Raw genomic sequence first — 22,516 nt, forward strand, 5'->3', positions numbered from 1 at the left:
TGCCGGTCCGCCGCCACTCAGCTTCCCCCAGAACAATTCCAAGCGATGCCCATCCTCACCTCCCTGATCCTCGCCGCGTTCGCCGGCTACATCGGCGCCTGGTATGTCGGCGCGGTGGAGGGCAACTTTGCCCTGCTGCTCTTTCTGGCGACCGTGGTCACGGGCCTTTACTGGCTGGCCGAGCGGCTGGTCTTCCTGCCGCGGCGCCGCCAGGCGGCCCAGGCCTTCGAGGCCACGCAGGCGCAGCGCCGCGAAGAACTCAAGCGCCAGGGCATCGACCGGCTCGACACCGACGACGGCGGCAAGACGCGCGAGCGGTTGCTGGCACAACCCTGGTGGCTCGACTGGACGGCGGGCCTCTTCCCCGTGATCCTGGTCGTCTTCCTCCTGCGCTCCTTCGTGGCCGAGCCCTTCAAGATCCCCTCCGGCTCGATGATGCCGACGCTGCTGACCGGCGACCTCATCCTGGTCAACAAGTTCACCTACGGTCTGCGCCTGCCGGTGCTGGGCACCAAGATCACCGAGGGCACGCCGCTGGCCCGCGGCGACGTGGTCGTGTTCCGCTATCCGCCACAGCCGTCGATGGACTACATCAAGCGCGTCGTCGGCGTGCCGGGCGACGAGGTGTCCTACCAGAACAAGCGGCTGACCATCAACGGTCAGCCCGTGAGCAAGGACCCGCTGCCCGACTACTTCGACGAAGACACGATGCGCTATTCGAAGCAGTACTCCGAGAAGCTGGGCGCCGTCGAGCACCGGATCCTCAACGACGACAGCCGCCGCGCAGGCCTGTCGGACGCCGAGATCATGGCCTTCCCCAATCGTGAAAATTGTCGTTACAGTGTTGAAGGGTTTGTTTGCAAGGTGCCGACCGGTCAGTACTTCATGATGGGCGACAACCGCGACAACTCCCTCGATTCGCGTTACTGGGGTTTCGTGCCGGACCAGAACGTCGTGGGCCGTGCCTTCTTCGTCTGGATGAACTTCGGCAACCTCAAGCGGATCGGGCCATTCCACTGATCAGGCGCCGCAGCGTGGCGGCGGGCAACGAGGGCGGGTCATCCCGGCGAAGGAGTGAAGTTCATGAGGGCAGGCGAAGGCAGAACCCGTCAGCGGGGCATTTCGTTCATCGGGCTGTTGTTCGTCGTGGTCGTGCTGGGCTGTGTCGGCGTGGTCGCCGCACAACTGGTGCCCACCTTGATCGAGTACCAGGCCATCATGAAGGCGGCGGAGCGGGCCAAGGCCGGCACCACCGTGCCCGAGGTCCGCTCGCTGTTCGACCGGGGCCAGGCCATCGACGACTTCACCGCCATCTCGGGCAAGGACCTCGATGTGCAGAAGGTGGGCGACAAGGTGGTGGTCTCCTTTGCCTACGAGAAGCAGATCCATCTGGTCGGACCGGCCTGGCTGCTGATGAAATACTCCGGCCGCACCGACTGAGAGCCGCCTCGGCTTCCAGCAGGCTGCGGCACCACCACAACAGGGAAGTCTTCACGTGAATCTGAGCAGCAGCCTGGCGGCGCTCCAGGTGCGCCTGGGGCATGCCTTCTCCGACGAGCGCCTGCTGCAGCGGGCCCTCACGCACCGCAGCTATTCGGCCGAGCACAACGAGCGCCTGGAATTCCTGGGTGATTCGGTCCTGGGCCTGGCCATTTCGCATCTGCTCTACACCCGGTTGGCCCGTCAGGCGGAGGGCGACCTGTCGCGCGTGCGCGCCAACCTCGTGAAGCAGGACACGCTCCACGGTATCGCGCAGCGCTTGGAGCTGGCCGGCCTGCTGCGGCTCGGCGAGGGCGAGGCCCGTTCGGGCGGCGCGGCCCGCCCCTCGATCCTGGCCGATGCGGTCGAGGCGCTGATCGGCGCCGTCTACCTGGACGCCGGCTTCGGCCCGGCGCAGGCGCTGGTCCAGCGACTCTATGCCGGGATCGAGATCGATCCGCAGATGAGCGCCGCGTCCAAGGACCCGAAGACCGAGCTGCAGGAATGGCTGCAGGGCCACAAAATGAAACTGCCGACCTACCGCGTCGTCGGTACCCTGGGTGCCGCGCACAAGCAGACCTTCGAGGTCGAGTGCGAGGTGCCGGAACTGAGCCTGGTCGAGCGGGGCAGCGGCGGCTCGCGACGGGCTGGCGAGCAGGCGGCGGCCGCCACCATGCTGCAGCGCCTGAAGACCCGCGGCCGCTGAATCTCCCTCTTGCTGTCATGAACGAGCACAACGACCTTCCCGACGTCCCTTCCGCGCCCGACCACGATCCGGTGCCCGACATGCCCCCCATGCCGCCGCTGCCCGCGGGCGTTCAGGCCGAGCCCATCCCGGGCCAGCGTTGCGGGCTGGTGGCCATCGTCGGCAAGCCCAACGTGGGCAAGTCCACGCTGATGAACGCGCTGGTGGGCCAGAAGATCAGCATCACCTCGCGCAAGGCCCAGACCACGCGCCACCGCATCACCGGCATCCGCACCGTGGCCGACGCCGAGGGCCCCGGTGGCACGCAGTTCGTGTTCGTCGACACGCCCGGCTTCCAGACGCGGCATGCCAATGCGCTCAACCGCTCGCTCAACAAGACGGTGCTGGGCGCGGTGGCCGACGTCGACCTGATCCTCTTCGTGGTCGAGGCCGGCCGCTTCACGTCGGCGGATGCCAAGGTGCTGGGCCTGCTCGACCGCAACATTCCAGTGCTGCTGATCGCCAACAAGCTCGACACCGTGCTGCGTCGCGCCGACCTGGCCCCGTGGCTGCAGCAGATGCAGCGCGAGCACGGCGGCGAGGCGCAGGACCGCTTCGCCGAGTTCGTGCCCATGTCGGCCAAGAACGCCAAGGACATCGAGCGCCTGTTCGCGATCTGCGCCAAATACCTGCCCGAGCAGAACTGGTGGTATGACGCCGAGGAGCTGACCGACCGCAGCGAGAAGTTCCTGGCCGGCGAGACGGTGCGCGAGAAGCTGTTCCGCCTGACCGGCGACGAACTGCCCTACACCTCCACGGTGGTGGTCGACAAGTTCGAGGAAGAGCCGCCGCAGAAGAAGGGCCACAAGCGCCTGGTCAAGATCGCCGCCACCATCGTGGTCGAGCGCGACGGCCACAAGGCCATGGTGATCGGCGACAAGGGCGAGCGCATCAAGCGCATCGGCATGGAGACGCGCCAGGAACTGGAGAAGCTGATGGACGCCAAGGTGTTCATCGAGCTGTGGGTGAAGGTGCGTTCCGGCTGGGCCGACGACGAAGCCCGCGTCAAGAGCTTCGGCTACGAGTAATGCTCCCCCCCGTTGCTTGCTCACTTCGTGTAGCCGCCTCCCTCCTCAAGGGGGCCGAGCCCGTACAGCCGAGATCCTGTGAATCTCGGCTGACTGGCGAGGGGTCGCGCCGGAGGGGCGGCGCGGTCTGCAAGACCTCGCTGGCGGCCCGGCTAAGCCGGTTCCGCGGGCGCTCACGCATGGCCTGCTCCGCGGCCATTCGACCGGGGCTGGGGAACTGAGTGGCCGGGGCGGCGCGCCGGGTCGCGCATGAACCCGCCTTCGTGCTGCACCGCTACGACTGGAGCGAGTCCAGCCTGATCCTGGAGGTGTTCACCCGCCACCACGGGCGCATCGCGCTGGTGGCCAAGGGGGCGAAGCGGCCGAGTTCCAACTTCCGGCCGGTGCTGCTGCCGTTACAGCCGCTGCAACTGGCCTTCGGCGGCGATGCCGAGGTGCGCACCCTCAAGTCCGCCGAATGGATGGGCGGCCACGTCATGCCGACCGGCGACGCGCTGATGTCGGGCTACTACCTCAACGAGCTGCTGCTGCGCCTGCTGGCGCGCGAGGATGCGCACCCGACGCTGTTCGACGCCTATGCGGCCGTCGTGCAGGTGCTGGGCACGCCGCACGATCCGGCCTCGCAGCAGGCGGTGCAGGCCTCGGCCCTGCGGGCCTTCGAGCTGCTGCTGCTGCGCGAGACCGGCTTCCTGCCCGACCTGGATGTCCAGACCCTCACGCTGAGCCCGCTCACGCCGGGCGGCCGCTACCTGCTGGTGCCCGAGGCCGGGCTGCGCGAGGCCGGCGAGGACGAGCCCGCGTCCATCGGTGCCGAAGGCTGGCAGTCGCTGCAGCGCGCACTCGCCGACCATGCCCCCTTCACCCGCACGCTGCGCACCGTGGCCGAGCTGTCGCCCGGCGCCAGTGGCGCGCTGCGCAGCCAGCTGCGCCAGCTGCTCCACTACCATTGCGGCGTCGCCCAGCTGCGCACCCGGCAGATGATGCGCGACCTGCAGGATCTGTGAGGCGCGTCCGACCACCGGTCGCAACGTTCGCCATCCAGGCCAAGCCGAAGGTCCATCCGTGAACACCGCCACTTCCTCCCGCACGGCACTGTCCGTCAACGTCAACAAGGTCGCGCTGCTGCGCAACACCCGCCACCTGGGCATTCCGAGCGTCGCCCGTGCGGCCACGCTGTGCCTGCAGGCCGGGGCGCACGGCATCACCGTGCATCCGCGGCCGGACGCCCGCCACATCCGCGCGGGCGACGTGCACGAACTGCACGCGCTGCTGAAGCAGGACTGGCCGGGCGTCGAGTTCAACATCGAAGGCAACCCCTTCCACAACCTGATGGACTTCGTTCGCGAACTGCGCCCGCATCAGGCCACGTTCGTGCCGGACAGCGAAGACCAGTTCACCAGCGACCATGGCTGGACCTTCCCGCAGGACGCCGAGCGCCTGCGCCCGCTGATCGCCGAGGCGAAGGCCCTCGGCGTGCGCGTGAGCCTGTTCATGGATCCTGTGCCCGAGATGATGGCCGCGGCCCGCGCCGTGGGAGCCGACCGTGTCGAGCTCTACACCGAAGGCTATGCGGCCTCCCGCGGCCGGTCCGACGCCGATGCCGTGCTGGCCCGCTACGCCGCCGCTGCCCGGGCCGCGCAGGCGGTCGGCCTCGAAGTGAACGCCGGCCATGACCTGAGCCAGGACAACCTCACGGACTTCCTGCGCGCCGTGCCGCAGGTCAAGGAGGTGTCCATCGGACATGCCTTCGTCGCCGACGCGCTCGAAGCCGGTTACGACGCCACCACGCGCGCCTACCTGGGCTGCATCGACGCGGCTGCCTCGTGATCCACGGCATCGGCACCGACCTGTGCGACATCCGTCGCATCGAAGCCACCGTCGGCCGGCAGGGCGACCGCTTCGCCGAGCGCGTGCTGGGCGATGCCGAGCTCGCGATCTGGCGCCAGCGCAGCAGCCGCTGGCCGGCGCGCGGCATGCGCTACCTCGCCACCCGCTTCTCGGCCAAGGAGGCCTTCAGCAAGGCCATCGGGCTGGGCATGCGCATGCCCATGAGCTGGCGCCTGTGCGAGATCCTCAACGACCGCAGCGGCAAGCCCTACATCGCGCTGCACGATCCGCTCAAGAGCTGGTTCGAGGCGCAGGGTCTGTCGGCCCATGTGACCGTCACCGACGAGGCCGACTATGCGGCCAGCTTCGTGGTGGTCGAGAAGCGCGACTGAGGAGGTGCCGCTCGTTCCTTTGATCGGCGCCCGCCCGGCAGTCTCACAGCGCTTGCCGGTCGCCCCGCCGTCTGTTCTCCGGGCCTCGCGCCGTACCTTGACCCCATGACCGATTCCCCGCTCATCATCGACGTCGCCGGCACCGCCCTCACGGCCGACGACCGGCGCCGGCTGCAGCATCCGCTTGTCGGCGGCTGCATCTACTTCAGCCGCAACTTCGAGAGCCGGGCGCAGATCACGGCGCTCTCGGCCGAGATCCAGGCGCTGCGCCCCGACCTGTTGATCGCGGTGGACCATGAGGGCGGCCGCGTACAGCGCTTCCGCACGGATGGCTTCACGGCGCTGCCGTCGATGCGGTCGCTGGGCATGCTGTGGCAGTCGGGGAGCGATGGCCCGCAGTGCGCACAGAACGCGGCGGCCGCCCTCGGCCAGGTGCTGGCGGCGGAGCTGCGTGCCTGCGGCATCGGCTTTTCCTTCGCGCCGGTGCTGGACCTGGACCATGCCGACGCCGCCGCGGTCGAGACGCCGGGCTCGCGCAGCGCCGTCATCGGCAACCGCAGCTTCCACCGCGATCCGGCCATCGTGGCGGCGCTCGCCCGGGCGGTGATGCACGGCCTGCGCGATGCTGGCATGGCGCATTGCGGCAAGCATTTCCCCGGTCACGGCTTCGCGGCGGCCGATTCGCACGTGGCCGTGCCGGTCGACCCGCGTGGCCTGGAGGAGATCCTGGCCGACGACGCCGCGCCGTATCGATGGCTCAGCGCGACCCTGGCGGCGGTGATGCCCGCCCACGTGGTCTATCCCGCCGTCGATGCGCGGCCGGCAGGCTTCTCGTCGCACTGGCTGCAGGAGGTGCTGCGCCAGCGCCTGGGCTTCACCGGCGCAGTCATCAGCGACGACCTCAGCATGGAAGGTGCCCGCCATCTCGAAGGCCGGCTGCTGACGCCGGCCCAGGCGGCGCTGCAGGCTCTGCAGGCCGGCTGCGACCTGGCGCTGCTGTGCAACCAGAGCCTGAACGGCGGCGCGGTGCTGGACGAATTCCTGGATGCGATGACGCAGGCGCGCGCGAGTGGCGAACTCGCGCCGTCGCCCGAACGCGAAGCTCGCCGTCGGGCCCTGCTGCCGCGCGGGGAGGCACTGGGCTGGGACGCGCTGATGGCCGATCCGGCCTACCGCCACGCCCGCGCGCTGCTTCCCGCCACCGTCTGAGAGCGCGGCCATGGCGACCACGATGCTGCAGGTGAAGGTCAAGCCCAACGCCCGGGCAAGCACGCTGGTGCAACAGGAAGACGGCACCTGGCTGGCCCAGCTGAAGTCGCCGCCGGTGGACGGCAAGGCCAATGCCGAGCTGATCGCCCTGGTGGCGAAACAACTGGGCGTGGCCAAGGCGGCCGTCGACATTCACGCCGGCGCGGGCGGGCGGATGAAGCTGGTGAAGGTGCATCAGGGCTGAGAGCGGCCAGGCCGCCGCGCCGGCCCCGACAGGCCCGTTCAGCCCTCGCGCCGTAGCGCCGGGAACAGGATCACGTCGCGGATGCTGGGCGAGTCGGTCAGCAGCATCATGAAGCGGTCGATGCCGATGCCGCAGCCACCGGTGGGGGGCATGCCGTACTCGAGCGCGCGCACGAAGTCGTGGTCGAAGTACATCGCCTCGTCGTCGCCGCTGTCCTTGGCGGCCACCTGCGCATTGAAGCGGGCGGCCTGGTCCTCGGCGTCGTTCAGCTCCGAGAAGCCGTTGCCGAACTCGCGGCCGGTGATGTAGAGCTCGAAGCGCTCGGTCACTTCGGGCCGCTCATCGTTGGCACGGGCCAGCGGCGAGATTTCGGTCGGGTGCTCCATGATGAAGGTGGGCTGCCAGAGCTTCTCTTCGACCACTTCCTCGAAGTACAGCACCTGCAGGCTGGCCAGGGTGCGGCTGGCCAGGCGGTCCTTCTCTTCGCTCATGCCCAGCTTGCGCAGCGCGGCGATCAGCCAGTCGCGGCTGTCCACGTTGTCGCCGGCCTCGGTGTGCTTGACGATGGCCTCGCGGATGGTGAGGCGCTCGAAGGGCGCGGCCAGGTCCACCGGCTTGCCCTGGTAGGTCAGCTGCAGCGTGCCCACGGCCTTGGTGGCGGCGTCGCGGATCAGCGCTTCGGTGAAGTCCATCAGGTCGCGATAGTTCCAGTAGGCCGCGTAGAACTCCATCATCGTGAACTCGGGGTTGTGCCGGACCGAGATGCCTTCGTTGCGGAAGTTGCGGTTGATCTCGAACACGCGCTCGAAGCCACCCACGATCAGGCGCTTGAGGTAGAGCTCGGGCGCGATGCGCAGGTACATCTCCTGGTCCAGCGCGTTGTGGTGCGTGACGAAGGGCTTGGCATTGGCGCCGCCGGGAATGGGATGGAGCATGGGCGTCTCCACTTCCAGGAAGCCATGGCTCACCATGAATTCGCGGATGCCGCTCACGGCCTTGCTGCGGGCCGCGAAGCGGGTGCGGGCGGCCTCGTCGGTGATCAGGTCGACGTAGCGCTGGCGGTACTTCTGCTCCTGGTCGCTCATGCCGTGGAACTTGTCCGGCAGCGGTCGCAGGCTCTTGGTCAGCAGGCGCAGGCGGCTGACCTTGATCGACAGCTCGCCGGTCTTGGTCTTCATCAGCGTGCCTTCGGCACCGACGATGTCGCCCAGGTCCCACTTCTTGAAGTCGGCGTAGGCCTCTTCGCCCAGGGCGTCGCGGGTGACGTAGAGCTGGATGCGGCCGGTGGCGTCCTGCAGCGTGGCGAAGCTGGCCTTGCCCATCACGCGCTTGAGCATCATGCGGCCGCCCACGCTGGCAGCCACGGGCGTGGCTTCGAGCGTCTCGGCGGCCGTCTCGCCGTGGGCGGCGAGCAGGGCGTCGGCGCGGTCGGCGGGTTTGAAGTCGTTGGGAAAGGCGACACCGCGGCCCTCGGCCTGGCCGGCCCGCAGCGCCTTCAGTTTCTCGCGTCGTTCGGCGATCAGCTGGTTGTCGTCAACGGAAGGGGCGGCAGCGGCCGGCGTGGTGTGGTCGGACATGGAGGGCGTCGTGCAGTTGGAGGCCGCCGCCGGGCGCGGGGGCGACCGGGGGGAGGGCGGCTGTCAGGGGAAGGGCGCCAGGGTCGCCGGGCGGCGGGCCCGGTGCAGCGCGGCCGGCGATTTTAGCGGGGCCGCGCTGTGCAACGCGGTACGCGCGCCGCGGGAACGCCGCCTGGGCGAAGCCTGTGTGCTCGCAGTGTGATAACGGGGCGGGCGGCCCGCGCCGTTCGCTCAGCGCTGGCCCGAGATGCGGGTCTGCGCCAGCAGGTCGCTCACCAGCTCCAGGCGAACCAGCGGACTGTCCAGGGCCAGCAGGCGCTGCCGCATCTCGGAGGGCAAGGGCAGCAGCTCGCACCAGCGGTTGGCCACCCAGGCGCAGTCGTCGTAGTCCGGCGGCTCGGCCAGGGGCAGCGGCCCGCCGCGCTGGCGCAGGGTCTCGGCGAACTGGCGCAGCGCATCGGCCACGCCGAGCAGGTCGTCCGGCACGGGCACGCGGGCTTCGGGCGGCAACACCTCGGTGCGCGCCGTCCACAGGCCGTTGTTTTGCTGCCGGCGCTCCAGGATGCGAAAGCGCTCGGTGCCCACGCATTCGATGACCAGCAGGCCGGATTGAGGCGACTCCAGGTGACGAATGGTGGCCAGCGTGCCCAGGTCCGCAAAGACTTCGGGCGCGGCGCCGGCAGCGCGCACCTCCGCGCCCCGCATCAGCCCGACCACGCCGAAGGGCGTGCCGGCCTTGTGGCACTCGCCGATCATCTGCAGGTAGCGCAGCTCGAAGATCCGCAGCGGCAGCAGCCCGCCCGGAAAGAGCACGGTTCCGAGGGGGAAAAGCGGCAGGAAGGCGTTGGCTTCGGACATGATGGGCGCAAAAGTGCGTGGCTATCATCGCACTCCCTCCTTGCCCCCTGCGGCGCCTTCGATTTCCTGACGATGCTCTACCAGATCCCTTCGTTCCTGCTGGACGTCATCGCCGGCCTGCTGGGCGGCGCCTGCCTGCTGCGCCTGTACATGCAGCTGCACCGCGTGCCCTTCGGCAATCCACTGGGGCGTTTCGTCTTCGCGTTGACCGACTGGATCGTGCTGCCCCTGCGCCGCATCCTGCCCGCGGCGGGCCGCTGGGACCTCGCCAGCCTGGTGGCGGCCTGGCTGATCGTCATGCTCAAGTACCTGCTGCTGATGCTGCTGGCCGGCGGGCTGCGGCCGGTGGCGCTGCCGCTGCTGTCGCTGTTCGGGCTGCTGCAGCTGGCGGTGTCGGGGTTGACGGCGCTGCTGATCGTCTATGCGGTGCTGTCGTGGGTGCCCGGTGCCTCGCCGGTGCTGCACGACCTGGTGCAGCGCCTGGCCGAGCCGCTGGTGCGGCCCATCCGCCGCGTGGTGCCGCTGATCGGCGGCGTGGACCTGTCGCCGCTCGTGGCCATCGTGCTGCTGCAGATCGTGGCGATGGTGCTGGGCAACCTGCTGGTGGGCATCTACGGCATCGGGCGCTGAGGCACGGAGCCGGCGCCGAGCCCCACAGGGCGGGCGCCGGGCAACTGCGCCTGAAGCCGCTCAGTAGACGTCGCGGCGCAGCCGGCCTTCCATGAGCAGCGCCTCCACTGCCGCGGCACCGAGCAGCTCGCGCAACGCGGCATCCACGCCCTGCGCCATGCCTGCCAGGCTGCCGCAGACATAGAGCACGGCGCCGTCGTCCATCCAGCGGCGCAACGCGTCGCCTGCATCCTTCAGCGCGTCCTGCACATGGCGGCCGGTGGGCGCTACGCGCGACCAGGCCAGGTCCACCCGCGGTAGAAGGCCGCGAGCCTGCCAGGCCTGCACGTCGTCGGCGAAGAAGGCATCGTGGTCTGGGTGCCGCTCGCCGAAGATAAGCCAGTTGCGCCCGTGGCCGCGCCGCGCCCGCTCGCGCAGATGTCCGCGCAGGCCCGCGAAGCCCGAGCCGTTGCCGATGAAGATGCAGGGGCGGTCGTCGTCGATCAGCCGGAAGCCCGGGTTGTCGACCAGCCGCAGGCGCAGCGGTGCGCCAGGCAGGGTCTGCACCGTGAGCCAGTTGGACATGAGGCCGAGGCGCCCGTCGTCCAGCACGCGCTGGCGCACCAGCAGGCTGAGGGTGCCGTCGTCCGGGATCGAGGCGACGGAATAGCGCCGTGGCGGCTCGCCGGACGTGGGCGCTTCGATCTCCACCAGCGCGCCTGGCTGCCAGGCGGTCTCGGGGGGCAGGGCGATCTGTAGCTCGAACAGCGGCGAGCCGGCGCTCCCAGGATTCAGGTGCGTGCGCAGGCCCAGCTCGGCATGCAGCCAGTCAGGCGCGGCCTGGGCCGGGCCCAGCGTTGCGTCCTCGTCCAGCACGACGCCGAAGGCTGCGCCCACTTCGGCGCGCCAGCGCACGAGTGCGGAGGCGTCCGTCTCGTCCATTTCCACCAGCGGGAACAGCGGTCGCGCGCCCAGACGCCGTAGTTGCCCGTCGAGTGCACGACCGAAGCCGCAGAAGGCGCCGTACTGGCGGTTGCCCAGGGCCATCAGGCCGAAGGCGGGCGCCGGCGTCAGCGGCCCGCTCATCGTGCTCAACCGCCGGGCGAAGGCGCGTGCCGCGTCGGGCGGCTCGCCGTCGCCATAGCTGCTGGCCACGACCAGCACGCGCGGGTGGCGGGACAGATCAGCCGGGGCCAGCGCCTGCAGCGGCCGGACGTTGGCGGGCACGCCAGCGGCGCCCAGGGCTGCCGCGGTCTGCCAGGCGAGTCGTTCGGCGTGGCCCGTCTGGGTGGCGAAGGCGATCAGCAGCCCGCCGGTCTCGGGTGTGGCGCTGCCCCCTGCGGCGGCCAGCGAGGCCCGCCGCGCCTGCCGAGCCGCCGCTGCCTCGCGTCGGCGGCGCAGGTACAGCAGCCAGCCGGTGATGGCGAAGAGCAGGAGCCCGGCGCTGGCCAGCACCATCACCACCTGGCCGAGCGGGCCCCAGAAGCTGCCCATGTGCAGCGGATAGATGCTGTTGACCAGCCGCGCTGGCGCGCTCAGTTCGGCATAGCGGCGATGCTCGATGGGCTCGCCGGTGGCGGCGTCCAGGTAAAGCCGGTTGCGGGCGCGCTCGTGCTCGGCGTCGCGGCGCAGGTAGGTGACTTCGACGCGCGGATTGGCCCGTGCCGGCAGCCGCAGCGTCACCAGCTGCCAATTGCCGTCCGATGCGCGCAGGAATCCCTGCCAGAGCCGGTCCAGATCGGGCGCGACGCGGGGTGGCGCAGACCCGGGGCCCGCCGCGGACGATGCGCCGCCAGCGGCGCCCATGGTGCGGCCGGCCGGGTTGCCGCCGCTGCGCTGCATGCGCACCGCCTGTCCTTCGCCCACCGCGCCGTCCACCGCCGCACGCACGGCGTCGAAGCCCCAGTAGACGCCGGTCAGCCCCGACACCAGGTAGCACAGCAGCGCCAGCGTGCCCGCCACCGCATGCAGGTTCCACAGCAGCGCGCGGCCGCGCAGGCGCAAGTCCACGCGCAGCCAGGCGCGCCAGTCCAGCGTCCGGCGCGGCCAGCGCAGCACCAGGCCGGAGAGGGCCAGCAACAACAGCGAGGCCGCGAGCACGCCCGTCACCGGCTTGCCGATGTCGCGCGGCAGCAGCAGCCAGCGGTGCAGCGATTCGACGGTCTCGAAGAATTCGTCGCCCTGCGGCTCGGGCAGCGGCTCGGCGGTCCACGGGTCCAGCCAGTGCTGTGCGCCGCGGCGCTGGCCGGGCGCCGCTGCGAGGCCGATGCGCACGGGCCAGCCGGCCTGCTCGCGCAGGGTGAGCGTCTGCACCTGTACCTTCGGGTCACGCGTCTGCACGGCGGCGACCAGCGCGGCGGGGTCGAGCGGCGCAGCGCCGGGCATGGGCGGCTGGCGCTGGAACAGCGCCGGATTCAACGCCTGGACGATCTCCGCGCGGTAGGCCAGCAGCGCGCCGCTGCTGCCGATGACCGCCAGCGCCGTGCCGGCCGTGATGCCGGCCAGCCAGTGCAACTGGAACAGGACTTGGCGCCAGGTCCAGCGCATGTCAGCCTCTCGCTGCGCTCACAGGTCGACCTTCATCAAGGCCTTCACGGTGCGCGGCGTGCCGACAGCCAGACGCGTCCCGGCGGCCGACCAGTAGCGCTTGTCGCCGGCGTTCTCCAAGTTCAGCTGGAACTGGGTGCGCCTGCCGAACAGCTGCGTCACGTAGCGCGCCCCCACGTCGAACAGCGTGTAGCCGCCGATGAAGCCCTGGTTCAGGTCGTCGATGGGCCGTCGGCCCGTGTAGTAGGCGCCGCCGTTGATCGAAAGCCCTGGCACGCCTGCGATGTCATACGACAGGAACAGGCTGGCCGTCTTGCGCGCCGTGTTCTCGGGCATCTTGCCGTTGTACTGGGCGTTGATGTCGCGGAAGGCGGCGTTCAGCAGCTGGCCCGAGGCCTGCCAGGCCAGCTGCTTCGTGATCTGGCCCTGGGCCGACAGCTCCAGCCCGCGGAAGACCTGCCGGCCGTCGCCCACGAAGGTGTTGGCGCTGTTGGTGTAGGTGCCGGGCCGGTCGATGTCGAACACCGCGGCCGAGAACATCGTGCCGGTGGGCGCCTGCCAGCGCAGGCCGAGTTCCTTCTGCTTGCTCACGCCCGGGGCCAGCCGCTGGTTCTGGTTGGTGGTGCCGGCGGGCGCCGCCTCGCCTTCCTCCACACCCTGCGCATAGGAGCCGTAGACGGCCAGGTCCGGCGTGAACTTGTGGGTCAGCGCGAGCAGCGGCGAGGTCTTGTCGACGTCGTAGGCGATCACCGGCAGCGTGGTGCTGGCGCCCTGCACGCTCTGGTAACGCGTGTGGCGCACGCCGGCCACCAGTTGCCACTCGGGCGAGATCACGATGCGGTCCAGCGCGTACAGGCCCAGGTCGCTGCTGTCCTGGAAGCCGTTGGTGGGCACCAGCGTGCGGCTGCTGAGCGCCAGGGGCGCGATGGGAAGCGGGGCGTACAGGTACTGCACCGTGCTGGCGCTGCCGTAGCTGCGGTTGTAGAGCGGTGCCTGGCTCTTGTCGGCCCGTGCCACGCCCAGGGTCAGCTCGTGCTGGAGACTGCCCGTCTGGAAGGTGCCGAACAGCTCGGTGCGCAGCAGCTGCGAGGTCTGCTCCAGGTGCTGCACGGTGCCGGTGATGCGGCCCCGGCCCGTCGTCACGTTGTAGTTGCTGAAGGTCGCCAGCCCGCGGTCGCGCTCGGCGTCGGATCGACCGGCCTCGACCATCAGCGCCCAGTCGCTGTTGATCGAGTAGTCGGCGCGCAGCTGGGTGTTGGTCACCTCGGCGGAGAAAGGCGCCCAGGTGGGGCCGAGCAGCCGGGTGGGGTCGGGCAGGGCCGGCAGCGTGATCACGCCGTTGACTGCCGCCGGCCGGGCGATGCCGGCCTGCTCCACGATGCGCTTCTGGTAGTGCTCGATGTCGGCCTTGAGGGTCAGCTGCGAGTTCACGCGCCAGTCGAAGGCCAGCGACTGCATCTGGCGGTTGCCGTCCACGCCGCCGATGGCCGAGCCCAGGCTGCCGCCCGCGGCATTGATGCGCACGCCGAACTGATCGTCCGCGCCGAAGCGCCGGCCGATGTCCACCAGGCCCTGCGCGCCGCCATGGTCGTCCACCTTCACGCCCACGCTGGTCACCGGTGTGGCGCCGGCCCGCTTGGTCACGAAGTTGACGATGCCGGCCGGCGAGGTGAAGCCGTAGTAGAGCGCCGAGGCGCCCTTCAGCACCTCCACCCGCTCCTTGTTCTCCATCGGGATCTCGGAGATGTTGGGGATGGCCAGCGAGCCGTTGAGCCGGTAGTTGGTGCGGTTCTCGACCCCGATCCCGCGGATCACCAGCTGGTCGAAGGTGTCGCCGCCGTTCTGCTGGCGGGTGACACCGGCGGTGTTGCGCAGCACGTCGTAGACGCTGTCGGCCGCCTGCAGTTCGATGACGGCGCTGGTGACGGCATTCACGGTGGCCGGAACGTCCATCAGCTGTCCGCCGCGGAAGGTGCCCGCCTCCACCGTGTTGGCGACGAAGCCGTTGCTGCGGTCGGCGCGCACGTCCACGGTGTCCAGGGTGGTCTGGGCCAGGACGGCGCAGGGCAGCGGCAGCGCCAGGGCGGCGGCGACAGGGAGCAGTCTTCTCATGAGCAGGCGGGTCGGCGTGCGGCCACAAAAAAGCGCGCCGATGCGCGCTGTTGGCGAACTGGTAAAAACCCTATTCTGCCTTGCTAATGAGAACTTTTCTCATGTTCGTGGCGATTGTCGCAATCGCACCACGGCCCGGCCGCTTCGGACCGGGCGCCCAAGGGCGATCAGCCGACCGCGTCGGCCGGCTGGCGCGTGAGCATGGCCAGCACGCTGGCGATGGTCTTGCGAAGCTCGCGGCGGTCGCTGATGAAGTCGACGGCGCCCTTTTCCTGCAGGAACTCGGCGCGCTGGAAGCCCGCGGGCAGCTTCACCCGCACGGTGGACTCGATCACGCGCGGGCCGGCGAAGCCGATCAGCGCCTTGGGCTCGGCGATCACCACGTCGCCCACGAAGGCGAAGCCGGCCGAGACGCCACCCATGGTCGGGTCGGTCAGCACGCTGATGTACGGCAGGCCCTTCTTGGCCAGGCGGGTGAGGGCGGCGTTGGTCTTGGCCATCTGCATCAGCGACAGCAGGCCTTCCTGCATGCGGGCGCCGCCGGTGGCGGTGAAGCAGATGAAGGGCACCTTCTGCTCGATGGCGGTTTCGACGCCGCGCACGAAGCGCTCGCCGACCACCGAACCCATGGAGCCGCCCATGAACTCGAACTCGAAGCAGGCGGCGACCACGCCGATGTTGAGCACCGAGCCGCCCATCACCACCAGGGCGTCAGTCTCGCCGGTGGACTCCAGCGCTTCCTTCAGGCGCTCGGGGTACTTGCGGCTGTCCTTGAACTTGAGGGCGTCGACCGGCAGCACTTCCTGGCCCAGCTCGTAGCGGCCTTCGGCATCGAGGAAGGCGTCGAGCCGCGCGCGGGCGCCGATGCGGTGGTGATGGCTGCAGCTGGGGCAGACGTTCTGGTTCTGCTCCAGGTCGGTCTTGTAGAGCACCGTCTCGCAGCTCGGGCACTTGATCCACAGGCCCTCGGGCATCTGGCGCCGGGCACCGGGGTCGGTGGGCGCGATCTTGGGGGGGAGGAGTTTTTCGAGCCAGCTCATGGTGTGCGTCCGAGTTCTGTGCAAGGAGGCGGACGGGGCGGCCAGGCCGCCTGTCCGCGGCGCCTGCCGGGCGCGGTGGCCGGGCAGGGCGGGGAACGAGGGGACGGATTATCCCGCTTTCGGCCCGGAGACCGGCAGCGCATCCAGCGCGGCGCGGATGCCGCGCAGGAAATCGCCCGCCGCAGCCAGTGCCGCTTCGCGCGGCTGGCCCTCCAGCAGCTGGATGATCCGCGTGCCGATCACCACCGCGTCGGCCGTGCGGCCCACGGCCTGCGCCGTCTGCGCGTCGCGGATGCCGAAGCCCACGCCCACCGGCACCGTCACGTGCTGGCGGATGCGCGGCAGCATCTGCTCGACGGCACCGGTGTCCAGGTGGCCGGCGCCGGTCACGCCCTTGAGCGAGACGTAGTAGACGTAGCCGCTGGCCACCCGAGCCACCTGCGCCATGCGCGCGTCGGTGCTGGTGGGGGCGAGCAGGAAGATCAGGTCCAGCCCATGGGCGCGCAGGTCGGCGGCGAAGGCTTCGCATTCCTCGGGCGGGTAGTCGACGATGAGCACGCCGTCCACGCCCGCCGCCGCCGCGTCGCGCACGAAGGCGCCGACGCCATGCTTGAGGTCGTAGCGCTCCACCGGGTTGGCATAGCCCATCAGCACCACGGGCGTCTTCGTGTCCTGGCCGCGGAACTCGGCCACCATGACCAGCACCTGCGCCATGCCCACACCCATCGCCAGTGCGGCCTCGCCGGCCTTCTGGATCACGGGGCCGTCGGCCATCGGATCGGAGAAGGGCACGCCCAGCTCGATCACGTCGGCGCCGGCGGCGACCATGGCGTGCATCAGTGCAGGCGTGATGTCGGACTGCGGAAAGCCGGCGGTGACATAAGGAATCAGCGCCTTGCGGCTCTCGCCCGCCAGGCGCGCGAAGGTGGACGCGATGCGCCGGCTGTCCGGCGTGGTGCTCGTGCTGCTCATTGCTTGCCTCCCTTCACCGAGAGGCCACGCATGGAGGGGCGGTCGTAGAAGTCCACGCCCGACAGATCGGCCACGGTGCCGATGTCCTTGTCGCCGCGGCCGGACAGGTTGACCAGAATGGACTGGTCGGGCCGCATCGTCTTGGCGAGCTTCATGGCGTAGGCCACCGCATGACTGGACTCGAGCGCCGGGATGATGCCTTCGGCGCGGCACAGGTGGTGGAAGGCAGCCAGCGCCTCGGTGTCGGTCACGCCCACGTACTCGGCGCGGCGGATGTCGGCCAGGTAGGCATGCTCGGGGCCCACGCCGGGGTAGTCCAGGCCGGCGCTGATGCTGTGCGTCTCGGTGATCTGGCCGTCCTCGTTCTGCAGGATGTAGGTGCGGTTGCCGTGCAGCACGCCCGGGCTGCCGCGCTGGATCGAGGCCGAATGCTTGCCGCTGTCCAGGCCCTCGCCGGCGGCTTCCACGCCCACCAGCTTCACCTGCTCATAAGGGATGTAGGGATGGAAGATGCCCATGGCATTGCTGCCGCCGCCCACGCAGGCCACCACCACGTCGGGCTGGCTGCCTTCGCCCGGGAGCATCGAGGGCATCTGCTCCAGGCATTCCTTGCCGATCACGCTCTGGAAGTCGCGCACCATGGCCGGGTAGGGGTGCGGGCCGGCCACCGTGCCGATGATGTAGAAGGTGTTCTCCACGTTCGTCACCCAGTCGCGCATGGCCTCGTTGAGCGCGTCCTTGAGCGTGCGGCTGCCGGATTCGACCGGCACGACGGTGGCGCCCAGCAGGTTCATGCGGTAGACGTTGGGGCTCTGGCGCTTGACGTCCTCGCTGCCCATGTAGACCACGCATTCCAGGCCGTAGCGGGCGCAGATGGTGGCCGTGGCCACGCCGTGCTGGCCGGCGCCGGTCTCGGCAATGATGCGCGGCTTGCCCATGCGGCGCGCCAGCATGGCCTGGCCGATCACGTTGTTGATCTTGTGGGCGCCGGTGTGGTTGAGGTCCTCGCGCTTGAGGTAGATCTGCGCGCCGCCCAGCTCGCGGCTGGTGCGGGCCGCGTGGTAGATCGGCGATGGCCGGCCGACGAAGTGCTTGAGCTCGTAGGCGAATTCGGCGAGGAAGTCCGGGTCCTCGCGGTAACGGTCGTAGGCCTCGCGCAGTTCGGCGATGGCATGGGTCAGCGTCTCGCTGACGAAGCTGCCGCCGTAGGGGCCGAAATGGCCGGCGGCGTCGGGCAGGGCATAGGTGGGCATGTTCATGGCGATCGTGATGATGGCGCCGGTGCGCAGGCGGGCACCGGCAGAACGATGAGGTCTTCTTGGCAGCCGTCAGGACGCGCAGTGTCCTGACGGTGCAGCCGGCGGGCCCGAAGGCCCGGGCTCAGCGGGCGAGGAGCGCGTCGGCCGCGCGGACGGCGGCGACGAACTCGCGGATCTTGTCGCCGTCCTTGATGCCCTTGGCCGTCTCGACGCCCGAGCTCACATCAACCGACAGCGACCGGCAGCGCGGGCGCAGCAGCGCAATGCCATCGCCCACGTTTGCAGGTGCGAGCCCACCACTCAAGACGAGGTGAGCGTCGACGGCGGTTGGAAGGAGTGACCAATCGAAGACCTTGCCGGCACCGCCATAGCCGTCGACATGGGCGTCGAGCAGGATGGCGCTGGCCTGGGAATAGGAAGCCGCGTAGTTTAAGAGGTCGAAGCCGGCCCCTGCCGCGCCCAGGGGGATGCGGGCGGCGCGCAGCCAGCGGTGGCGGCCCTCGGCGGCGGATTGCCAGCACAGTTCAGGCGTCTCGTCGCCATGGAACTGGGCCATGGAACCCGGCACCGCCGCCAGCGCGGCCTGCACCCGATCCGGTGCTTCATTGACGAAGAGCAGCACCGGCACCACGAAAGGCGGCAGCCGGCGCGCCAGCTCCGCGGCGCGCTCCACGGTCACGGCCCGCGGGCTTTTGGCGTAGAGCACGAAGCCCACCGCATCGGCCCCCGCGTCCACGGCCGCGTCCACGTCCTGCTCGCGCGTGAGACCGCAGATCTTGATGCGGGTGCGGAAGGTGGCGGACGAAGGGGGCATGGCGTGTGCGGACAGAGGAACAGGGCGCGTGACTGGGCGAGAGGGGGTGACTGCCCGACGAGGTTCAGGGCAGGTCCTCGCAGGCACCAGGCTCCACGCCCATGGTGACCTCGGGCGGAAGTCCCCATGCGGCGTCGTACATCGGCCCGAGGAAGTACAGCCCGTCGGCTGCGAAGGTGGGCGCCGCTGCCTGCCGGCTGCGCGCGTCGCGCACCTCGCGCAGCCAGTCGGGTGTCGCATGGCCCTGGCCCACGCGCACCAGGCAGCCCATGATGTTGCGGATCATGTGATGCAGGAAGGCGTCGGCCTCGAAGTCGAAGTGCCAGTGGCAGCGCTCTGCCGCACCGACGCGCGCGATGGCGATGCGCCGCACGGTCTTGACCGGCGATTTGGCTTGGCACGCCGAAGCGCGGAATGAGCTGAAGTCGTGCTCGCCCAGCAGGTGCGCGGCGGCGGCGCGCATGGCCTCTCCATCCAGCGCATGCATCGACCAGCCCACCTTGCCCGCCTCCAGGCTGGGCCGCACCGGCGACTGCGACAGCACATAACGGTAGCGCCGCCCCAGGGCCGCGGCGCGGCAGTGGAAGCGGTCGGGCACCGGCTGCGCCCACTGCACGGCGATGTCCTCCGGCAGGAAGCGGTTGGGCCCGCGCACCCAGGAGAAGGGCACGCGCTCGACGTCGGTGTCGAAGTGCACCACCTGCATCCAGCCATGCACGCCCGCGTCGGTGCGGCCGGCGCACAGCGTGCCGATGCGCTGCTGCGCAAAGCGTTCGAGCGCCCGTTCGAGCTGGTCCTGCACCGTGCGACCGGAAGGCTGGCTCTGCCAGCCGTCGTAGGCGCGGCCGTTGTAGCGGACGCCGAGCGCGAGCCTCATGCGCGCGACGCGCCTGCAGCGGGCAGGCAGGCGAGGAAGATCGGAGGGCAGGACGGCAGCGCGGGCATGGCAGAAAAAGAGGGCCGGCCACCCTGGGTGGGTGGTACGGCGCGGCCCTGGAGTATCAGCGCAGTTCGGCCAGCAGGCGGCGTGCGTCTTCCTGCAGGGCGCCGTCGCTTTCAGCGATCAACTCCTCCAGCAGCATGCGGGCGCCTTCCGGATCGCCCAGCGCGTGCAACTCGCGCGCGAGCGACAGCTTGACGGCGTCGGCACTCTCCCCGGGGCCAGGGTCGATGCCCGTGGGAATGTGCAGCGGCAGGTCCATGGGCTGCGTGTCGGCCGTGTTGAGCGCGGCGTGGAAGTCGCGGCTGAAGATGTCCGAGCCTTCCATGGACAGCGGCGCGTGCAGCGTGGCGGGCTGGGTGTGCACCTCGTCGCCGACATGGCGGAACCCTGCCATTGGCTCCAGTTCGGCCGGGGCGGTGTCGAAGTCGTTGCCCAGATCGCCGACCGGGGCCGAACGCAGGGGCGCCGGAATGGTGGGCTCGTCCGCCGCGCCGCGAAGTCCCGAGGCTGGCCCGCCGGGGACCGGACGCGCGTCGTCTGCCAGCGCCGACGGGAACAGCGACGAGACCGATGGCGTCGTGGGCGCCGGAGCGGCCGCCGGCGTGCGTGCGGGCGGCAGGTCCAGATCCAGGTCGAAATCCAGGGGCGCGACCGAAGGCACGAACGCCTGGGGCTTCGGCTCCTCCGGGGGGGCGGACATGGCGCCGGCCGCGCTGGCGGATGCGGCGATGCCGGCGGCGCTCATGGCAGGCGCCAGGCCGGCAGGCAGGGCGGCTGCCGGGGCGTCGGCCGCATGGGCGCCCTGGTAGAGCGCGTTGGACGGGTCTAGGCTGCGGCCCAATTCCTGCGCGCGATGCCAGTCGGACCCCTTGCCGCCCGTCTGCCCCTGCAACTCGAGCGCCAGTTGCTCGAAAGCGCGGGCGTCGCGGCGGCGGGCGTAGATCTCCAGCAGCTTGAGCTGGATGCTGGTGCGTTCCGGCGACGTGCGCAGCGCTTCCTTGAGGATCTCCTCGGCCTGGAGGTCGCGGCCGTAGGCGAGGTACACGTCCGCCTCCGCCACCGGGTCCACATCGCCTGCATCGAGCTGGCTGGGCGAATAGTTGAGCGAGGAGGCGCCGCTGTGGTCCTCCTTGGTGTCGACCGTCGCGCCGCCGGAGCCGCCGAAGTAGGAGTCCTTCTGCAGGCTTTCGGGGAACAGGCTCTCGGCCGCGTCCTTCTTCTGCTGCTGGCGCCGGCGAGCCAGCAGGGCGAGCAGCAACAGCAGCAGGACAATGCCGCCACCCGCCAGCATCAGCGGATTGGCCAGCAGCGAATCCAGCAGGCCTTGTTCTTCCTGCGCGGCGGAGGGGGCAGGCGGGACCGGTGCGGGAGCCACCGCTGCGGAGGCGGGTGGTGCCGGTAGCGCCACGGCGGCCCCGCCGGACGCGGCGGCTTGCGGCGTTGGCGCCGTGGCTGCGGGTGTCGACGAGGCGGACCCTGTGGTGGAAGGCGCCGTCACGCCTGGTGCGCCCGTACCGCCCGCCGTTCCCTCGGAGGGCGCCGCGGCCTGAGGGGCGGAAGGCCCGGCAGGTGCAGCCTGTGCGGGCGCCGCCGTGCCTGCGGACGCGCCGCTCGATGCGCCTTGCAGCCGGTTGAGTTCCTCGATGTTGCGGGAGAGTTCGGCGACCCGGCTGCTGGATTCCTTTGCCTGGCGCTGCTGTGCCAGGCGCTCCTCGGCCGAGGCCTGGCCCGGCGCCGCGCCCCGCGAGATGGTCAGCCGGTCCGCGGATGCACCCGCGGCCGATCGGTCCTGCACGCGCGCCTGGAGGCCGCCCGACGCCTGCCGGTCCGCCCCTTCCACGTTCATCGACGGCGCGTTGGTGGCCAGGCGTTGCCGGTAGCTGTTGAAGTCGCGGCTCTGGGCCACGATGGTGCGGCGGGCTTCTTCCGGCGGTGTGGCCCGGGCCGCGTCGGCCGAAGGCATCTGCAGCACGGCGCCGGCGCGCAGCCGGTTGACGTTGCCGTTCATGAAGGCGCTGGGGTTGGCGCGCAGCATGGCCAGCAGCATTTGGTCGAGCGAGACATCGGCCGGCTTGGCGGCCGCGGCCAGGCGGCCGGCGGTGTCGCCCGCGCGCACGGTGATGGCGCTTGCAGCCCCTGGCGGCGCCGCTGCCGGAGCAGGCGCTGCCGCGCCTTCCACCGGGGTTGCTGCCGGCCGCTCGGCCCTTGCGGACTGGCGGGTGGGTGCGGGCGTGATCGGTCGGTCGATGGCCACACCCGACGATGTCGCGGGCGCCCGGCCCTGCGGCGGATCGATTAGGGCGGTGTAGTCCCGGACCAGTCGCCCGCTGGGCGAATTGGCTTCGATCAGGATGTCCACGAACGGGTCGTTCATCGGACGCACCCCTTCCAGGCGGACGACGTAGCCGCCGTCCGCGCGCCGCTGGAGCGTGGTGCGCACGCCCTGGAGCGTATCGGCGAACGTCAAGCCGGCGTTCTGGAAAGTCTGAGGTGCAGCCAGGCGGACCTGCAGGTTCGTCGCCTCGGCCTGGGTGACGTCGGTGACCTGGACTTCGGCCCGCAGGGGCTCGCCCAGCGCCGACAGCACATTCAGCGCGCCCAGCGTCAGCGCCTGCGACTGGGTGGACCACAGGCCGAACGCCGCCACCACGGCCCAGCCCAGTGGAGAAATGCGGAAACGGCGAACGGCCGCCGAAGCGGCCGTGTCGCGCCCGGCGGCCTGCGCAGGCGGCGAGAGTCTGGTCATGCTGTCGCGGGCCATGCCCGAAAAATGTAAGTAGACGTTAACACCCGCGCTGCCCAAAAACAAGGCGAAGGGCCCCGCTCGGTTGGGGCGCCGGCCGTCTCATCCAGATCATGCG

20 protein-coding genes are annotated in these 22,516 nt (G+C 70.3%); 10 read left to right on the top strand and 10 right to left on the bottom strand.

The features are described from left to right. The first annotated feature begins 45 nt into the window (after window positions 1-45). The 9 genes from lepB (at window position 46) to ACT54X_RS09025 (ending at window position 6,924) form a co-directional block, all read left to right on the top strand. Window positions 46-1,020, top strand: coding sequence for a signal peptidase I (gene lepB / locus ACT54X_RS08985; protein ID WP_294366897.1), 975 nt, complete (start codon window positions 46-48; stop codon window positions 1,018-1,020). Between the two features lie 63 nt (window positions 1,021-1,083). Beyond that, a complete protein-coding gene (locus ACT54X_RS08990) occupies window positions 1,084-1,440 on the top strand; it encodes a DUF4845 domain-containing protein (protein ID WP_294366899.1) in 357 nt (118 codons plus the stop codon). Between the two features lie 61 nt (window positions 1,441-1,501). Further along, the gene (gene rnc / locus ACT54X_RS08995) at window positions 1,502-2,185 is read left to right on the top strand and encodes a ribonuclease III (RefSeq protein ID WP_294367614.1); all 684 of its coding nucleotides are present in this window, start codon (window positions 1,502-1,504) and stop codon (window positions 2,183-2,185) included. An 80-nt stretch (window positions 2,186-2,265) separates the two neighbouring features. After that, entirely contained in the window at window positions 2,266-3,252 is a 987-nt protein-coding gene (gene era, locus ACT54X_RS09000; RefSeq protein ID WP_294367615.1) for a GTPase Era, read from the top strand. 221 nt (window positions 3,253-3,473) lie between these two features. Beyond that, window positions 3,474-4,256: a DNA repair protein RecO gene (recO, locus tag ACT54X_RS09005; protein WP_294366900.1), complete on the top strand. Its 783-nt coding sequence runs from the start codon at window positions 3,474-3,476 to the stop codon at window positions 4,254-4,256. Window positions 4,257-4,314: 58 nt separating this feature from the next. Further along, window positions 4,315-5,079 (top strand): pyridoxine 5'-phosphate synthase, encoded by a 765-nt coding sequence (locus ACT54X_RS09010; protein ID WP_294366902.1) that lies wholly within the window; start codon window positions 4,315-4,317, stop codon window positions 5,077-5,079. Then, entirely contained in the window at window positions 5,076-5,471 is a 396-nt protein-coding gene (acpS, locus tag ACT54X_RS09015) for a holo-ACP synthase (RefSeq protein WP_017758930.1), read from the top strand. Before ACT54X_RS09010 ends, acpS begins: the two co-directional genes overlap by 4 nt. A gap of 105 nt (window positions 5,472-5,576) precedes the next feature. Then, window positions 5,577-6,680, top strand: coding sequence for a beta-N-acetylhexosaminidase (gene nagZ / locus ACT54X_RS09020; RefSeq protein WP_476346142.1), 1,104 nt, complete (start codon window positions 5,577-5,579; stop codon window positions 6,678-6,680). 10 nt (window positions 6,681-6,690) lie between these two features. After that, window positions 6,691-6,924, top strand: a complete 234-nt coding sequence (locus ACT54X_RS09025; protein WP_294366912.1) for a DUF167 domain-containing protein — start codon at window positions 6,691-6,693, stop codon at window positions 6,922-6,924. 38 nt (window positions 6,925-6,962) lie between these two features. Here ACT54X_RS09025 and lysS read toward each other — a convergent pair whose 3' ends face one another. Continuing rightward, entirely contained in the window at window positions 6,963-8,501 is a 1,539-nt protein-coding gene (gene lysS / locus ACT54X_RS09030) for a lysine--tRNA ligase (RefSeq protein ID WP_354318431.1), read from the bottom strand. Window positions 8,502-8,732: 231 nt separating this feature from the next. After that, the gene (locus tag ACT54X_RS09035) at window positions 8,733-9,359 is read right to left on the bottom strand and encodes an LON peptidase substrate-binding domain-containing protein (RefSeq protein ID WP_354318430.1); all 627 of its coding nucleotides are present in this window, start codon (window positions 9,357-9,359) and stop codon (window positions 8,733-8,735) included. A gap of 72 nt (window positions 9,360-9,431) precedes the next feature. Between ACT54X_RS09035 and ACT54X_RS09040 the strand changes: the two genes are divergently transcribed. Next, window positions 9,432-9,989 (top strand): YggT family protein, encoded by a 558-nt coding sequence (locus ACT54X_RS09040; protein WP_294366920.1) that lies wholly within the window; start codon window positions 9,432-9,434, stop codon window positions 9,987-9,989. Between the two features lie 60 nt (window positions 9,990-10,049). Here ACT54X_RS09040 and ACT54X_RS09045 read toward each other — a convergent pair whose 3' ends face one another. From ACT54X_RS09045 to ACT54X_RS09080, 8 genes are all read right to left on the bottom strand, one after another. Next, on the bottom strand, window positions 10,050-12,515 hold the full coding sequence (locus ACT54X_RS09045) for a PepSY domain-containing protein (RefSeq protein ID WP_476346144.1): 2,466 nt from the start codon (window positions 12,513-12,515) through the stop codon (window positions 10,050-10,052). Between the two features lie 18 nt (window positions 12,516-12,533). Then, window positions 12,534-14,627 carry a TonB-dependent siderophore receptor gene (locus ACT54X_RS09050; protein WP_476346146.1) on the bottom strand — a complete coding sequence of 698 codons (2,094 nt, stop codon included), beginning with the start codon at window positions 14,625-14,627 and terminating at the stop codon, window positions 12,534-12,536. A gap of 167 nt (window positions 14,628-14,794) precedes the next feature. Further along, complete coding sequence (gene accD, locus ACT54X_RS09055; RefSeq protein ID WP_017761322.1) at window positions 14,795-15,667, bottom strand: acetyl-CoA carboxylase, carboxyltransferase subunit beta; 873 nt, start codon at window positions 15,665-15,667, stop codon at window positions 14,795-14,797. 108 nt (window positions 15,668-15,775) lie between these two features. Then, a complete protein-coding gene (gene trpA / locus ACT54X_RS09060) occupies window positions 15,776-16,639 on the bottom strand; it encodes a tryptophan synthase subunit alpha (protein WP_476346148.1) in 864 nt (287 codons plus the stop codon). Next, window positions 16,636-17,892: a tryptophan synthase subunit beta gene (trpB, locus tag ACT54X_RS09065; RefSeq protein ID WP_294367617.1), complete on the bottom strand. Its 1,257-nt coding sequence runs from the start codon at window positions 17,890-17,892 to the stop codon at window positions 16,636-16,638. Before trpB ends, trpA begins: the two co-directional genes overlap by 4 nt. Window positions 17,893-18,019: 127 nt before the next feature. Further along, window positions 18,020-18,712, bottom strand: a complete 693-nt coding sequence (locus ACT54X_RS09070) for a phosphoribosylanthranilate isomerase (protein ID WP_354318427.1) — start codon at window positions 18,710-18,712, stop codon at window positions 18,020-18,022. 64 nt (window positions 18,713-18,776) lie between these two features. Continuing rightward, window positions 18,777-19,589 (bottom strand): tRNA pseudouridine(38-40) synthase TruA, encoded by an 813-nt coding sequence (gene truA, locus ACT54X_RS09075; RefSeq protein WP_354318426.1) that lies wholly within the window; start codon window positions 19,587-19,589, stop codon window positions 18,777-18,779. Window positions 19,590-19,713: 124 nt separating this feature from the next. Further along, on the bottom strand, window positions 19,714-22,401 hold the full coding sequence (locus tag ACT54X_RS09080; RefSeq protein ID WP_476346151.1) for a motility hub landmark protein FimV: 2,688 nt from the start codon (window positions 22,399-22,401) through the stop codon (window positions 19,714-19,716). Between the last annotated feature and the right edge of the window lie 115 nt (window positions 22,402-22,516).

The sequence above is a fragment of the Pseudacidovorax sp. DMC4 genome (assembly GCF_056314265.1).